Source organism: Streptomyces sp. NPDC053427 (assembly GCF_044544985.1).
Lineage (GTDB): Bacteria > Actinomycetota > Actinomycetes > Streptomycetales > Streptomycetaceae > Streptomyces.
Window position 1 is genome coordinate 96,016 of sequence record NZ_JBITYA010000017.1, and the last position, 14,076, is coordinate 110,091.

A 14,076-nucleotide genomic window follows, 5' to 3' on the forward strand; every position below is an offset into this window, starting at 1 on the left:
ACTATTCCGGCTTCTTGCGCCGGGTGCCGAAGACGATCTCGTCCCAGCTGGGCACCGCGGCCCGGCGGCCCGGCCGTACGCCGTCCGCCTCGGCCTGCCGGTCCGTCGTCCCGGTCAGCCGGTCGCGATGTCCGGCCACCGCCCGCGGCATCAGCACATCGGCGTACGCGGAACCCGCGCCCGCACTCGCCGCCGGCGCGGCCGGCTCCTCCAGCTCTTCCTCCGCCGCTTCCTCTTCCTGAGGCGCCTTGGCGGTCTCCGGGACGACCATGTCGCCGCGGAAGCTCGGCACCGCCTCCAGCAGGCTGGTCAGCGAATCCCGCTCGCGTTCGGCGACGGCTTCCTCCGCGACTCTGGGGCCGCTCTCCTCACCGCCCGGTTGCGCCGCACGTTCGGCCCGCTCGCCGCGGTCGGGGATCTGGCGGTCCAGGGCGCGGTCCAGCGGCCGGTCGCGCGGCAGCCGTGCGATCCGCGGCACGAACGGGAAGCTCGGCTCGGGCGTGTCGTCGCTCTCGCCGATCAGCGCCCGCGCCTCGTCGTCCACGGCCTGTACGAGCCGCCGCGGCGGGTCGTACGTCCAGCTCGCGGAGTGCGGCTCGGCCGCGACGCGGTAGACCAGCAGCACCTCCCAGGTGCCGTCGTCCCGGCGCCAGGAGTCCCACTGGATGCTGTCCTTGTCGGCGCCGCGCAGCAGCAGCCGCTCCGCGACCGCCTCGCCGAGCTGTGGGCCGGTGTTCTCGCCGGGACGCCGTACCGGAGTCTTGCGGGCCCGCTCGGCCATGAATGCGCGCTCGGCCAGGACCGGCCCTTCGAAGCGGCGCACCCGGTCGACGGGGATGCCGGCGAGCTGAGCGACCTCCTCAGCGGAGGACCCGGCACGTATCCGCGCCTGGATGTCCCGCGGACGCAGGTGGCTTTCGACCTCGATCTCGATCTGGCCCAGCCGTGCGCGGTCGTTGCGGACCGCGGCCCGCAGCCGCTCGTCGATCGGAAGCGTGTACTCGGTGCTGTCCGCAGCTTTGAGCACCAGCCGTGTGCCGTCGTTGGAGACGGCCACGACACGCAGTTCGGGCATGGGGACCTCCCGGGTGGTGCCTGCCGACGTCACGTGCGTCGCTGCTTCCGCTAGTCGAGTGTGGCCTGCCCGGGTGCAGCCTGCCACAACATTGCCGAGTTGCCCGGCGAGTCGGGGCTTGGCCCAGAAACGCCGTTATGACACGGTTACCAGTTTGCAACGCTCGGTGACCATGTCGCTTGCCTGGTGATCGATCACCCGTGCCGAGCGACGGCGCCCCGGGTCGAGTGCCGCCTTGAGGGCCCCTCCCGCGGATCCGGGCAGCCGGACGGGATCCCGGGCCAGGGCTCGCCACAGTACTCCATTTGGGCCACTGAAGTGGACCGCCGCGCCGCTGAACTTCTGTTGCGGAAACGGAGTTGGGTCGTCTTGTCGATCTCTCTACCGTCGCCGCGGGTGGCGAGATTCACAAAATCTCCGCAACTGGAACTATCCGCTTCGCCAAAAGGTCCCTTCTCCATGCAAGCTGGATCGAAGGGGCTATCAAAGGTAGGAGATGGACGAAGAAACCGAATCCGACAGGAAGAAGAAGGGGAAGCGGATCGACCTGAGCATCGCCCAGGTCGCGGGCAGTGCTCTCGCGGCGGCCATCGGCGCGTATCTCGCGGGGCGGCTCGGCGTCTACGGAACCATCATCGGCGCGGGTGTGGTCAGTGTCGTGGCCACGACCGGCGGCTCGATATTCCAGCATCTGTTCCGGCGCACCGGCGAACAGCTCAAGGAAGCGTCGGTCAGCACCAGGCCGAAGCCGCGCCGTTCCTCTTCCTCCCACCCTCGATCCACAACCGGAGCGGCAGCCCGTGCCGAGCGCACGATGGTGCTGCCCACCTTCGACAAGCAGGGCGCGCCGGACGACGTCACCTCCGTCGCCGCCAAGACCCCCGGTCCCGGCACGGACCGCACCCGGCTGCTCCCGCAGGCCGCCCAGGCATACCGCCGTGACCCCGCCGGCGCGCACCCCACGCCGCGGTCCGACGAGGCGACGCGGATGCTGCGCCCGTTTGAGGCCGCAGGCGGTGGCCGGCCCACCGACAGGACGCAGCTGGTGCCGCGTCTGGACAACCGGACTCCGGCACCGGGCCGTGCGGCTCCCCGCGCCGGTGACGCCACCGCCGTACCGCCCGCGTCCGGCAAGGCCGGGCACGCCGGGCGGCCCGAGGAGATCAGCACCGCGACATACGGCACCCGGCTGCGCGGCTGGAAGCGGCCCGCGCTCGGTGCGCTCGCCGTCTTCGTCGTCGCCATGGGCGCCGTCACGGCTACGGAGCTGATGACCGGAGTGACGCCGAGCGGCCAGGACGGCACCACGGTCGGCCGCCTCACCGGCGTCGGGGGTGTCGCCCACCAGCGGCCCAGCGGCCCCAGGACGCCGGACCCGGACCACTCCACCGGGCACGGCACGGACGGCGGCAGCACCGGCGAGCCGACCCCGGAGCCCAGCGGCTCCGGCGGGACCGGCGACGAGTCCGGCAGCGGAAAGCAGTCTCCGACGCCGACCCCGTCCGACAGCGGCACGAGTTCACCGGACCCCGAGACGTCCCCGTCCGGTAAGCCGTCCCCGAGCGACTCCTCCGGCAGCGGCAGCGGGACCGGCGGCGACAGCGGCGACGGTTCGACCGGCGGCCAGGACCAGGGCGGGCAGTCGAACCCGAAGGACGCCGAGCAGCAGCAGGCTCCGGAGCCGGGCGCTTCCTGACCGCCGCGGCGCGGACCCGGAACGGCCGCGGTCCGGTGCCCCGTTGCGGGGTGCCGGACCGCGGCCGTTCCCGTCAGTCGCCCAGGACCCGCTGCAGATAGCCGTTGGTGAACCGGCGTTCGGGATCCAGCCGGTCGCGCAGCGCGGTGAACTCACCGAACCGTGGATAGGCGTCGGCCAGGTAGGCGGCATCGCGGGTGTGCAGCTTTCCCCAGTGCGGGCGTCCGCCGTGCGCGGCCATGATCCGCTCGGCGGCCGCGAAGTACGCCTCGTGCGGCGTACCGCGGTACATGTGCACGGCGAGGTACACGGTGTCCCGGCCGGAGGCGGTCGACAGCGGGATGTCGTCGGCGGGGGCGGTGCGCACCTCCACCGGGAAGCTCACCTTGAAGTCCGAGCGTTCCACCAGCGCCTTGAGCTCGACCAGCGCCGAGACCGCGGCCTCGCGCGGCAGCGCGTACTCCATCTCCACGAAGCGCACCCGCCGCGGAGAGGTGAACACCTTGTAGGGGATGTCGGTGTACGTACGGGCCGACAGCGCGCGGCTGGAGATCTTGGCGATGCCCGGTATCGAGGCCGGTATCGCCCGGCCGAGGCTGCAGACGACCTGGAAGACGCCGTTGGACAGCAGTTCGTCCTCGACCCAGCCGCTGATCCTTCCGGGCGGCGCGGCCGGGCCCTGGCTGCGGTTGTTGCGCTTGGTGTTGCAGCTGCCGGTGTGCGGGAACCAGTAGAACTCGAAGTGCTCGTTCTCGGCGACGAGTTCGTCGAAGCGGTCGGTCACCTCGCCGAAGGGCATCGGCTCCTCACGGGCGGTCAGCAAGAACTCCGGTTCCACGGCGAAGGTCAGCTCGGTGATCACGCCCAGCGCGCCGAGCCCCAGCCGTGCCATGTCGAAGACCTCGGGGTTGTCCTCGGCGGAGCAGGTCAGGACCGAACCGTCGGCGGTGACCAGTTCCAGGGCGGTGATCTGCGCGGCGAGGGAGGCCGAGTCGCGGCCGGTGCCGTGGGTGCCGGTGCTGGTGGCGCCGGAGACCGTCTGCTCCATGATGTCGCCCATGTTGGTCAGCGACAGCCCGTGCGCGGCGAGCGTTTCGTTGAGGCGCCTCAGGGGCGTGCCGGCGGCCACGGTGACCGTCCCGGCCTCGCGGTCCACCTTGCGTACGCCGGTGAGCCGGTCGGGGCGGATCAGCAGCCCGTCGGTGGCGGCCGCCGCGGTGAAGGAGTGGCCGGTGCCGGCCGCCTTCACGGTCAGCCCGTCGGTGGCGGCGGCGCGTATGGCGGCCGCCGTTTCCTCGGTGCTTCCCGGGGCCGCTGTTCGGGCGGGGCGGGCGGTGACATTGCCCGCCCAGTTGCGCCACGCCCCACTGGGACCGCGTCCTCCCGAGCCGCCGACGGCGTTGCTGGCTGCCATGGTGACGTCCCCTCCCTCCGCGCGGGCAGGCCGAGTTCGGCTGCCGTTGATGTCAGCGCATGATGCCAGTCACCGACCTGACATCCAGGTGGGGTGACGGGAATCACATGATCAAGGAATCGGCCGGAATCGCCCGGCTCCGGGATATGTCGTACCGCCGGTAACACGAACGTGGCCCGCGGACGGGCCCACGGCGTGCCGGCCTCGCTCGGAGGGCGGCGAGGGATGCCGGTTCGGCGGCCGATGGACCAGAGGGGGCGCGGCGCTTTTCTGACGGTCCAGAGGGGCGGGCCGATGTTGCCGATGGTCCAGAGGGGACGCTGATCTCTCCGACGGTTCCAGAGGGGGCGGCGGGCCTCCCTGATGGTCCAGAGGGGGCGCTGGTTCGCCGGCCCTCCCCAGGGGGCGATTCGTCCGCGGAGCGGAGGTGTGCGCGCCCGCCCGTGCGACGGCGGCTACCGGACCGGCTTGTCGTCCAACCGCGCGGCGACAGGGGCCGTCCCGGCGACCGGGGCGACCGGCTGCGGGCGCAGTCTGCGGTAGCCGGCGAACGCCACCAGCGCCGCCAGGACACCCGCCGTGCCCGGCACCAGATAGCCGCGGGCGGCCCCGACGGCGTCCACGGCCCAGCCGCCGGCCGCCGAGCCGAGCGCGACGCCCACCGCGAGCCCGGTGCTCGTCCACGTCATGCCCTCGGTCAGCTTCGCCTGCGGCACATGCTCCTCGACCAGCGCCATGGTGGTCACCATCGTCGGCGCGACGGACAGCCCCGCGAGGAACAGCGCGAGCGCCAGCAGCGGCAGCGAGCCCACCAGTTGGAGCGGCACCATGCTCACGGCCATCGCGCAGACCCCCACCACCCAGCGGCGGGACGGGTGACCCTTGAGATGCAGCAGCCCGAAGACCGCGCCCGCCGTGCACGAGCCGAGCGCATAGACCGCAAGCACCAGGCTGGCCGCGGACTTGTGGCCCACCTCCTCGGCGAAGGCGACGGTCACCACATCGACCGCCCCGAAGATGGCCCCGGTCGCCACAAATGTCATCACCAGTACCTGCAGCCCCCGCGAACGCAGCGCCGAGCCCTTGGTGTGCTGCTCGCGCGGGTGCGGCATCGGTTCCGTACGGCGCTGCGCGGTCAGCCAGAAGACACCGGCCGTCAGGAAGAGCGCCGCCAGCAGCGGCCCGGCCTCCGGGAACCAGGCCGTCGAAAGCCCGATGGACAGGATCGGGCCGAAGATGAAGCACGTCTCGTCGACGATGGACTCCCACGCGTACGCGGTGTGCAGCTCCCGCGGCGAGCCCCGGTAGATCTCCGCCCAGCGCGCCCGGACCATCGAGCCCACGCTCGGCACGCAGCCCACACCCGCCGCGAAGACGAACAGCGTCCAGTCCGCCCAGCGCTGCTGCGCACTCAGCAGCAGACCGGCCACCGCGACCACGGCGACGAGGGTGGCCGGGCGCAGCACCCGGCGCTGGCCGCGCCGGTCCACCAGCCGGGATATCTGCGGGCCGATGACCGCGGCCGACAGCGCGATCGTCGCGGACAGCACCCCGGCCAGGCCGTAGCGCCCGGTCAGCTGGGAAACCATCGTGACGACGCCGATGCCCATCATCGACAGCGTCATCCGGCCCAGCAGTCCGGCGGCGGAGAAGGACTTCGTGCCGGGGCGGCCGAATATGGCGCGGTAGGGACTGGGCAACGGGGGAGCTCCGCCGGGTGAGGACCGGGATTCGGTGAGGAATACAGCCGGTAAGGAACGACTGACGCCGATACAGCTTACGGGTGGCTGCGCGCCGGCCGCCTCCCGGTTTTCCGCCCCTCCCGTCCCCCAGGCGCACAGGGGGTCTGCCCGTCACGGCACGGCGAAGGGTGGCAGGATCGACGGCATGCCCGAACAGTGCGACCCCAGCCCTTACGACGCCCTGCTGCTGCTGTCCTTCGGAGGCCCCGAAGGCCCCGACGAGGTGGTCCCGTTCCTGGAGAACGTCACCCGCGGCCGCGGCATCCCCCGTGAGCGCCTCAAAGAGGTCGGTCAGCACTATTTCCTGTTCGGCGGCGTCAGCCCCATCAACGCCCAGAACCGCGAGCTGCTGGACGCGCTCCGCAAGGACTTCGCCGACCACGGCCTGGACCTGCCGGTTTACTGGGGCAACCGCAACTGGGCGCCCTATCTGACAGACACCCTGCGCACGATGGTCACCGACGGCCACCGCCGTATCGCCGTCCTGGCGACCAGCGCCTATGCGTCGTACTCCGGTTGCCGGCAGTACCGCGAGAACCTCGCCGATGCGCTCGCCGCCCTCCAGGCCGAGGGCCTGCCCGTCCCGCAGGTCGACAAGCTGCGGCACTACTTCAACCACCCCGGCTTCGTCCGTCCGATGATCGACGGCGTACTGGCCTCGCTCGCCGAACTGCCGCAGGACGCGCGCCAGGGCGCGCACCTCGCCTTCACCACGCACTCCATCCCCACGGCCGCCGCCGACACCTCCGGCACGCCCGACGAGCACAGCCGGGACGGCGAGGGCGGCGCCTATGTCGCCCAGCACCTGGACGTCGCCCGCGAGATCGCCGCCGCCGTGCACGCGGAGACCGGTGTGCAGCACCCCTGGCGGCTCGTCTACCAGTCCCGCAGCGGCGCCCCGCACATCCCCTGGCTGGAACCGGACATCTGCGATCACCTGGAGGCGGTGCACGCCGAGGGCGCCTCCGCCGTCGTCATGGCCCCCATCGGATTCGTCTCGGACCACATGGAGGTCAAGTACGACCTCGACACCGAGGCCACCGCCAAGGCCGCCGAGCTGGGGCTCCCGGTCGCCAGGTCGGCCACCGTCGGCGCCGACCCGCGGTTCGCCGCGGCCGTCCGCGACCTCCTCCTGGAGCGTGCGGCCACCGAGCGGGGCCGCTCCCCGGAGCGCTGCGCCCTGGGCGCCCTCGGCGCCTCCCACGACCTGTGCCCGGTCGGCTGCTGTCCCGCCCGTGCGCCCCGCCCGGCCGCCGCCGGCGCGGACTGGCAGGGCCCGGTCGCCCAGACCCCGGCGTAAGCCCTCCGCGGGCGCCGCCGAAGCGCCCGCACGAGCCCGTCCGCCCGTCCCGTACGCCCCCGACCACTGCTCGCCCGAGCAAGGAGCAACGTGCCCGACCCGCTGCACTCCGACCCGACGCAGACCGACCGGACCGACCGGACCGACCGGACCGACGAGACCGACGCCCTGTACGACGAGCTCCTCGAACTGGCCCTGGAGGCCGCCCGCCGCGCCGGCACGCTGCTGCGCGACGGCCGGCCCGCGGACCTGGGGGTGGCCGCCACCAAGTCCAGCCCCATCGACGTCGTCACCGAGATGGACCTCGCCTCGGAGAAGCTGATCACCGGCTTCCTCGCCGAGCACCGCCCCGACGACGGATTCCTGGGGGAGGAGGGCGCCAGCGTCGAGGGCACCAGCGGCGTCCGCTGGGTCATCGACCCCGTCGACGGCACCGTCAACTACCTCTACGACCTGCCGTCCTGGGCGGTGTCCATCGCCGCCGAGAAGGACGGCGAGACCGTCGTCGGCGTCGTCGCCGCCCCGATGCGCGGCGAGACCTACCAGGCCGTACGGGGCCGTGGCGCGTTCAACAACGGCGAGCGCATCCGCCACCGGCCCGCGCCGCCGCTCTCCCAGGCGCTGGTCGCCACCGGCTTCGGCTACCTCGCCGAGCGCCGGGCCGCCCAGGCGGAGGTGGTGCGCACCCTGCTGCCGCAGGTCCGCGACATCCGGCGGGGCGGCTCGGCCGCGATCGATCTGTGCGATGTGGCCTGCGGGCGGCTGGATGCCTACTACGAGCGCGGCCTGAACCCCTGGGACCTGGCGGCCGGCGTGCTGATCGGCCAGGAGGCCGGCCTGGTCACCGGCGGGCGGCCCGGCCGTCCCGCCTCCGGCGAGCTGACCCTGGCGGCCTCCCCGGCCCTCTTCGGGCAGTTGCAGCCCCTCCTGGACCAGCTCGGCGCCTGGCACGACTGAGCCCCGCGAACGGGCCCACGGACGCACGGGAGCGCCCCGGCACCAGCCCTGCGGTGCCGGGGCGCTCCCGTCGTGGAGGCCGGACGGTCAGGCGTTGCTGACCGCGCCGACCTCCACGCCATGCTCGGTGGCCAGACGCTGCAGGTCCTCGAGTTCTGCCTGCTCGACCTCGGCGAGGAAGTCGTCGCCCGACGCACGGGCACGGTCCAGATCGGCTTCGGTGTTCTTTATGCGCTGCAGAATGCCTGCGGTGAACGCGTCCATGGTGCGCCCCCTCGTCGTGGGTCGGTGGCACGGGGGTGTGCCGACGGGTGGGTCGATCACGGCTAGGTCCCTGCGGTGGATCAGCCGTCGGAAGACGCCAACAGGGCGTGATCGCGGGTGTGCAGACGTCCTCCCCACCCCAAACCTCACGGAAACCTCAACCCGTCCAGGAATCCGGCCATCCGGCGTCCGGCGTGCGCCCTGAACCCCTCCGATCCCCTCTTACCGCCGGTTTATGGCTCTTCGGGGCAGGATGGAGGGGCTCTGAGAGATGTTGTGCCCTGCCCAAAAGGGCCGTGAGGAAGGACTAGCGACGTGCGTGTACTCGTCGTCGAGGACGAGCAGCTGCTCGCCGATGCGGTGGCCACCGGACTGCGCCGGGAGGCCATGGCCGTCGACGTGGTCTACGACGGCGCTGCCGCCCTGGAGCGGATCGCGATCAACGACTACGACGTCGTCGTCCTCGACCGCGACCTGCCGCTGGTGCACGGCGACGACGTGTGCCGCAAGGTCGTCGAGCTGGGCATGCCCACCCGGGTCCTGATGCTCACCGCCTCCGGTGACGTCAGCGACCGCGTGGAGGGCCTGGAGATCGGCGCGGACGACTACCTTCCCAAGCCCTTCGCGTTCACCGAGCTGACCGCCCGGGTGCGCGCTCTGGGGCGCCGTACGACCGTCGCCCTGCCGCCCGTCCTGGAGCGGGCCGGCATCAAACTGGATCCCAACCGCCGCGAGGTCTTCCGCGACGGCAACGAGGTCCAGCTCGCGCCGAAGGAGTTCGCGGTGCTGGAGGTGCTGATGCGCAGCGAGGGCACGGTCGTCTCGGCCGAGCAGCTTTTGGAGAAGGCCTGGGACGAGAACACCGACCCGTTCACCAACGTCGTCCGGGTCACGGTCATGACGCTGCGCCGCAAGCTCGGCGAGCCGGCCGTGATCGTCACGGTCCCCGGCTCGGGATACCGGATCTGACCGGCGATGCCTTCCCTGCCTTCGTTCTCCAAGGCGCACACGCCGCCTCCCGCCGCCCCGCCCAAACCCACCTGGGACCCCAAACCGGTCAACGTCCGGCCGTTCCCGTGGCTGCGTCCCACGATCCGGATACGGCTGACGCTGCTGTACGGCGGCATGTTCCTGATGGCCGGCATCGTGCTGCTGACGATCATCTACATGCTGGCCGCGGACGCGCTGAGCGTGGGGAACCAACCTCCCTTCAAGATCGTGGGCGCGAAGGAACTGAGCATCGTGAGCGCCTCGTGCCGCGGGCTGTCCTCGCACTCCGTCATCCAGCTCGATCAGCTCAACGGCGCGGTCGGCGAGTGCCTCCAGCACCAGCGCACGCTGGCCCTCAACACCCTCCTCAACCGCTCCCTGCTCGCCCTCCTCGGCCTGACCGTCGTCGCCTTCGCCTTCGGCTACGCCATGGCCGGCCGGGTGCTGTCCCCGCTGGGCCGCATCACCCGCACCGCCCAGCGGGTGGCCGGTTCCGATCTGCACCGGCGGATCGAGCTGGGCGGGCCCGACGACGAGCTCAAGGAGCTCGCGGACACCTTCGACGAGATGCTGGACCGCCTGGACCGGGCCTTCGAGTCGCAGCGTCGCTTCGTCTCCAATGCCTCGCACGAGCTGCGTACCCCTCTGGCGATCAACCGCACCCTGCTGGAGGTCCAGCTCGCCGACCCGGCGGCGTCCCCCGAGCTCGCGCAGCTCGGCAAGACGCTGCTGGCGACGAACGAGCGCAGCGAGCAGCTGGTGGAGGGCCTGCTACTGCTCGCCCGCAGTGAGAACAGGGTCGTCGACAAGAAGCCCGTCGATCTGTCCGAGGTCGCCTCCCAGGCCGTGGACCAGAGCCGCGAGGAGGCGCACTCCAAGGGCGTGGCGCTGCGCGGCGTCCGTCAGCAGGTCTTCGTCCAGGGCAACGGCGTCCTGCTGGAGCGCATCGCGCTGAACCTCGTCCAGAACGCCGTGCGCTACAACGTCCCCGAGGACGGCTGGGTCGAGGTCGGTACGGAGCCGCAGCCCGGCTGCGCGGTCATGGTGGTCTCCAACACCGGACCGGTCGTCCCGGCCTACGAGATCGAGAACCTCTTCGAGCCGTTCCGGCGGCTGCGCACCGAGCGCACCGGCAGCGACAAGGGCGTGGGCCTCGGCCTGTCCATCGTGCGCTCGGTGGTGCGGGCCCATGACGGCACCATCACGGCCGAGCCGCGCGAGGGCGGCGGGCTGGTGATGCGGGTCGTCCTGCCGCTCTGAGCAGGCTCGCCGGGCGCCGGGCGATCCCCGCGCGGCGCCCGGCGGGGCCGCGCGGGGGGCTGTGCGGTCGCTGGAGGCGTCGCACGGGCCCACCGAAGGTTTCGGACATGCGTGCCCATGATCGCTCGCTGGGCGGCCACACAGCGCCTCGCCTCCCGGTTTGACGAGAAGGGCGGTGAGCAAGGATCCTTCGCCCGAGTTCGCTTTGCGCGGAATTCGGCCGGTCCTCCCGGTGCTTTGAGGGTGTGTGATCCCTCACAGGCGTGAAATTCCGGCCATCTACGGTGAGTGATCAAAATACCTGGTAGAAAGCCGGGAAAATCCGGGTTTCCCGGGGGCCTGATCACGGGAAGTACACGTGATGGGCTGCGCGAGGTGCGACTTTCGGACCGTGTACGGTCCTGATCGCCATCCAAACCGATCACCTCTTCAGGGGTGCGGTTGGGTGTCGATTGAGTAACAGACCTTGATGTGAGGCAAAATCTCCGCCTCAGGTCGGGCACAAGTCCGGCCTCTCACGCGTTACGAGCGCTGAGACACCGCAGACACCCAGAGGGGGAGAGCGAAAATGGCTACGGATTACGACACCCCACGCAAGACCGATGACGACCTCAACGAGGACAGCATCGAGGAACTGAAGTCGCGGCGGAACGACAAGTCCGCCTCGGCCGTCGACGTCGACGAGTTCGAGCAGGCCGAGGGCCTGGAACTGCCCGGCGCGGACCTGTCCAACGAAGAGCTTGCCGTGCGCGTGCTGCCCAAGCAGCAGGACGAGTTCACGTGCATGAGCTGCTTCCTGGTCCACCACCGCAGCCAGCTGGCCGCGGAGGACAAGAACGGCAACCCGATCTGCCGCGACTGCGCGGCCTGAGGACGGCCGACGCCGTGCCAGGCGTGAACCCGTTCCGTAAGGGACCAAGGGGCGAGAAAGGTCCGGCGGCCGGCGCACGATCACGCGAAGAAAACGCGCCCGTGCCCGCCGACCCGACCGCCCTGCCCGCGGAGCGGACGACCGGCACACCGCAGCGGCGGCACCTCCCGCTCGAGCGAAGCCGAGAGCGGGGGAGAGGCCGCACGGCCTCGCTCGGCGCCACGGCCGTCCGCGGTGCCCGGGCCGGCGGCGTCAGCGCGCGGGCCAGGCTCGCCGCCATCGCCGACCGGATCATCGACACCGCTCCGCGCATCCCGGTCCGCGATCTTGCCGCCTTGCGGACGCAGTTCCCCGGCCTGACCCCCGAGGAACTGGCCGACAAGCTGGTCGCCGGCGCCTGCAAGGGCACCGGCACCGTCGGCGCGGGCGTGGGCGCGGCCGCCATGCTTCCCGTACCGCCCGCCATGCCGTACGAGCTGGCCGCCGAGATCGTCGGCGTCGCCTCCGTGGAGATCAAGCTGATCGCCGAGCTGTACGAGGTCTACGGCCTGCGGCCCCCGGGGAATCTCAAACAGCGCGCGATCGCCATCCTGACCTCCTGGACGGAGGAGCGGGGCATCGAGATCACCAACCCCGCGACGCTGGACATCGCGCTCGGCGCCCAGATGCGGCGCGAACTGCGTCAGCAGGTGATGAAGCGCACGCTGCGCAATCTTCCCAACCTCACGCCGTTCCTGGTGGGCGCCGCCGTGGGCGCGCTCATGAACCGGCGCGACACCAGACGCCTCGCCGACAAGATCCGCAGGGACCTGCGCACACGACAGGTCCCGTGGGACGCCCTTCCGGACCCCGGACGGGGCGGAACACCCCCGGGAGACTGACCGCCGCTCCGTCAGGCGCGTACGGCCGCCAGAGCCGCCACCAGGCGCTCCGGCTCCCGCGTCGACAGATAGGCGTACGGCGTCGGGTCCTCGGGATCGGTGATCTCCACCCGCACCGCGGTACGGATGTAGCCGCGCAGCAGCATGAAGGCCCGCGCATCGGCCTTGTGCGTACGCCAGGCCATCGCCTCGTCCGCATCCAGCGCCCGCGCCTCGCCCAGCGCCGCCACCGGGATCTTCGCGTCACCCGCGATCAGCGAGTCGCCCACCACCCGGATCCGCGCCGAGCCGTACGAGCTCACCGCCACCGACGCGAGCGCCGCGCCGCCGATCAGCCCGCCGAGCATCGGCAGCGTCCCCACCGGGAGCAGCATCAGGGCGCAGGCGACGCCGATCAGCCCGGCGATCACCCACCAGGACCGGGGCGCGGTGAGGCGTTCTTCGTACGACTGCATGGCTCCAGCTTGGCACGGCGGCGCAGGCCCGTTACGCGCGCGGGTAGGGTCTGCACTCGTGAGTGGAACTGACGAACCCAGGGCGCGGCTGACACCGCCGAAGGACGCCGCCGCTCCGGTGCGGCATCCGGAGGCGCCGGCGCCCGGAGAACTCCTCGGCGCGCACTACGACGGATGCTTCGGCTGCGGTACGGGCCAGCGGCACGGCCTGCACCTGGAGGCGCGGGCCGGCGACGGCGTGAGCGTACGGGCCGAGTTCACCGTCAAGGAGGCCCACCAGGGCGCCCCCGGCCTGGCGCACGGCGGAGTGCTGGCCACCGCGCTGGACGAGACGCTCGGCTCGCTGAACTGGCTGCTGCGGGTGATCGCCGTGACCGGCCGGCTGGAGACCGACTTCCTGCGGCCGGTGCCGCTGGGCACCGTGCTGCACCTGGAGGCGCGGGTCACCGCGGTGCACGGCCGGAAGATCTACTCGACGGCCGTGGGCCGGATAGGCGGCCCCGACGGCCCGGCCGCGGTGCGTGCCGAGGCCGTCTTCATCGAGGTGAAGGTCGACCACTTCATCGACAACGGACGGACCGAGGAGATCCAGGCGGCGATGGCCGACCCGGACCAGGTCAAGCGAGCGCGTGCCTTCGAGGTGAACCCGTGAGTCAGGTACGGAATCCGGTGGACGTACTGCTGCGCCGGCTGGATCCGGAGGTGCCCGTTCCGTCGTACGGGCATCCCGGCGACGCGGGCATGGATCTTGTGACCACCGAGGCCGCCGAGCTGGCGCCGGGGGAGCGCGCCGTGCTCCCCACCGGAGTGTCGATCGCACTGCCCGACGGGTACGCGGCGTTCGTGCACCCCCGCTCGGGTCTCGCCGCCCGGTGCGGCCTGGCGTTGGTGAATGCACCCGGGACGGTCGATGCCGGGTACCGTGGGGAGATCAAGGTGATCGTGGTCAATCTGGACCCGCGCGAGAGTGTGCGGTTCGAGAGATTCGACCGGATCGCCCAACTGGTCGTCCAGCAGGTCGAGAAGGTGCGCTTCCACGAGGTGGCGGAACTTCCCGGCTCGGCGCGGGCCGAGGGGGGATTCGGTTCCACCGGCGGTCATGCGGCGGTGGGTGGCTCCACGGGCGGGAATGGATACGCATCGGTCGGTGCCGACCGGGAAGGACAGTGAC

General features: G+C 71.7%; 14 protein-coding genes. 9 read left to right on the top strand and 5 right to left on the bottom strand.

Features of this window, described 5'->3' with window-relative positions:
- Position 1 precedes the first annotated feature (1 nt).
- Positions 2–1,075 (bottom strand): septation protein SepH, encoded by a 1,074-nt coding sequence (gene sepH, locus ACIGWZ_RS36600; RefSeq protein ID WP_400071866.1) that lies wholly within the window; start codon positions 1,073–1,075, stop codon positions 2–4.
- Between the two features lie 496 nt (positions 1,076–1,571).
- On the opposite strand from sepH, the gene ACIGWZ_RS36605 reads away from it, so the two are divergent.
- Positions 1,572–2,771, top strand: coding sequence for a hypothetical protein (locus ACIGWZ_RS36605; RefSeq protein WP_400071868.1), 1,200 nt, complete (start codon positions 1,572–1,574; stop codon positions 2,769–2,771).
- 73 nt (positions 2,772–2,844) lie between these two features.
- Here the strand turns inward: ACIGWZ_RS36605 and ACIGWZ_RS36610 are convergent, their stop codons facing one another.
- Together ACIGWZ_RS36610 and ACIGWZ_RS36615 are read right to left on the bottom strand one after the other, a co-directional pair.
- A complete protein-coding gene (locus tag ACIGWZ_RS36610; protein ID WP_400071870.1) occupies positions 2,845–4,185 on the bottom strand; it encodes a D-arabinono-1,4-lactone oxidase in 1,341 nt (446 codons plus the stop codon).
- 455 nt (positions 4,186–4,640) lie between these two features.
- Complete coding sequence (locus tag ACIGWZ_RS36615; RefSeq protein WP_400071872.1) at positions 4,641–5,885, bottom strand: MFS transporter; 1,245 nt, start codon at positions 5,883–5,885, stop codon at positions 4,641–4,643.
- Positions 5,886–6,072: 187 nt separating this feature from the next.
- On the opposite strand from ACIGWZ_RS36615, the gene ACIGWZ_RS36620 reads away from it, so the two are divergent.
- Entirely contained in the window at positions 6,073–7,227 is a 1,155-nt protein-coding gene (locus tag ACIGWZ_RS36620; RefSeq protein WP_400071874.1) for a ferrochelatase, read from the top strand.
- A gap of 90 nt (positions 7,228–7,317) precedes the next feature.
- Positions 7,318–8,184, top strand: a complete 867-nt coding sequence (locus ACIGWZ_RS36625) for an inositol monophosphatase family protein (RefSeq protein WP_400071876.1) — start codon at positions 7,318–7,320, stop codon at positions 8,182–8,184.
- Between the two features lie 87 nt (positions 8,185–8,271).
- On the opposite strand, the gene ACIGWZ_RS36630 is transcribed toward ACIGWZ_RS36625, so the two are convergent.
- Entirely contained in the window at positions 8,272–8,448 is a 177-nt protein-coding gene (locus ACIGWZ_RS36630; protein WP_400071878.1) for a hypothetical protein, read from the bottom strand.
- Between the two features lie 315 nt (positions 8,449–8,763).
- Here ACIGWZ_RS36630 and ACIGWZ_RS36635 point away from each other — a divergent pair, with 315 nt between their 5' ends.
- From ACIGWZ_RS36635 to ACIGWZ_RS36650, 4 genes are all read left to right on the top strand, one after another.
- Positions 8,764–9,417 carry a response regulator transcription factor gene (locus ACIGWZ_RS36635; protein ID WP_400071880.1) on the top strand — a complete coding sequence of 218 codons (654 nt, stop codon included), beginning with the start codon at positions 8,764–8,766 and terminating at the stop codon, positions 9,415–9,417.
- Positions 9,418–9,423: 6 nt separating this feature from the next.
- On the top strand, positions 9,424–10,698 hold the full coding sequence (locus tag ACIGWZ_RS36640; RefSeq protein WP_400071882.1) for a sensor histidine kinase: 1,275 nt from the start codon (positions 9,424–9,426) through the stop codon (positions 10,696–10,698).
- A gap of 568 nt (positions 10,699–11,266) precedes the next feature.
- Complete coding sequence (locus ACIGWZ_RS36645; RefSeq protein WP_016575747.1) at positions 11,267–11,569, top strand: DUF4193 domain-containing protein; 303 nt, start codon at positions 11,267–11,269, stop codon at positions 11,567–11,569.
- Between the two features lie 101 nt (positions 11,570–11,670).
- Positions 11,671–12,450, top strand: coding sequence for a hypothetical protein (locus tag ACIGWZ_RS36650; RefSeq protein WP_400071885.1), 780 nt, complete (start codon positions 11,671–11,673; stop codon positions 12,448–12,450).
- 11 nt (positions 12,451–12,461) lie between these two features.
- Here ACIGWZ_RS36650 and ACIGWZ_RS36655 read toward each other — a convergent pair whose 3' ends face one another.
- Positions 12,462–12,905, bottom strand: coding sequence for a DUF3093 domain-containing protein (locus ACIGWZ_RS36655; protein WP_400071887.1), 444 nt, complete (start codon positions 12,903–12,905; stop codon positions 12,462–12,464).
- Positions 12,906–12,963: 58 nt separating this feature from the next.
- Between ACIGWZ_RS36655 and ACIGWZ_RS36660 the strand changes: the two genes are divergently transcribed.
- Both ACIGWZ_RS36660 and dut read left to right on the top strand, forming a co-directional pair.
- Positions 12,964–13,557 carry a PaaI family thioesterase gene (locus ACIGWZ_RS36660; RefSeq protein WP_400071889.1) on the top strand — a complete coding sequence of 198 codons (594 nt, stop codon included), beginning with the start codon at positions 12,964–12,966 and terminating at the stop codon, positions 13,555–13,557.
- The gene (gene dut / locus ACIGWZ_RS36665) at positions 13,554–14,075 is read left to right on the top strand and encodes a dUTP diphosphatase (RefSeq protein ID WP_400071891.1); all 522 of its coding nucleotides are present in this window, start codon (positions 13,554–13,556) and stop codon (positions 14,073–14,075) included. The genes ACIGWZ_RS36660 and dut overlap by 4 nt, the downstream gene beginning before the upstream one ends.
- Position 14,076: the final 1 nt, after the last annotated feature.

What these genes read in the sequence shown, in the direction of transcription:
- ACIGWZ_RS36640 (WP_400071882.1), top strand. Translation starts at nt 9,424, where the DNA reads ATGCCTTCCCTGCCTTCGTTCTCCAAGGCGCACACGCCGCCTCCCGCC.
- ACIGWZ_RS36605 (WP_400071868.1), top strand. Translation starts at nt 1,572, where the DNA reads ATGGACGAAGAAACCGAATCCGACAGGAAGAAGAAGGGGAAGCGGATC.
- ACIGWZ_RS36620 (WP_400071874.1), top strand. Translation starts at nt 6,073, where the DNA reads ATGCCCGAACAGTGCGACCCCAGCCCTTACGACGCCCTGCTGCTGCTG.
- ACIGWZ_RS36610 (WP_400071870.1), bottom strand. Translation starts at nt 4,185, where the DNA reads ATGGCAGCCAGCAACGCCGTCGGCGGCTCGGGAGGACGCGGTCCCAGT.
- ACIGWZ_RS36655 (WP_400071887.1), bottom strand. Translation starts at nt 12,905, where the DNA reads ATGCAGTCGTACGAAGAACGCCTCACCGCGCCCCGGTCCTGGTGGGTG.
- ACIGWZ_RS36630 (WP_400071878.1), bottom strand. Translation starts at nt 8,448, where the DNA reads ATGGACGCGTTCACCGCAGGCATTCTGCAGCGCATAAAGAACACCGAA.
- ACIGWZ_RS36645 (WP_016575747.1), top strand. Translation starts at nt 11,267, where the DNA reads ATGGCTACGGATTACGACACCCCACGCAAGACCGATGACGACCTCAAC.
- sepH (WP_400071866.1), bottom strand. Translation starts at nt 1,075, where the DNA reads ATGCCCGAACTGCGTGTCGTGGCCGTCTCCAACGACGGCACACGGCTG.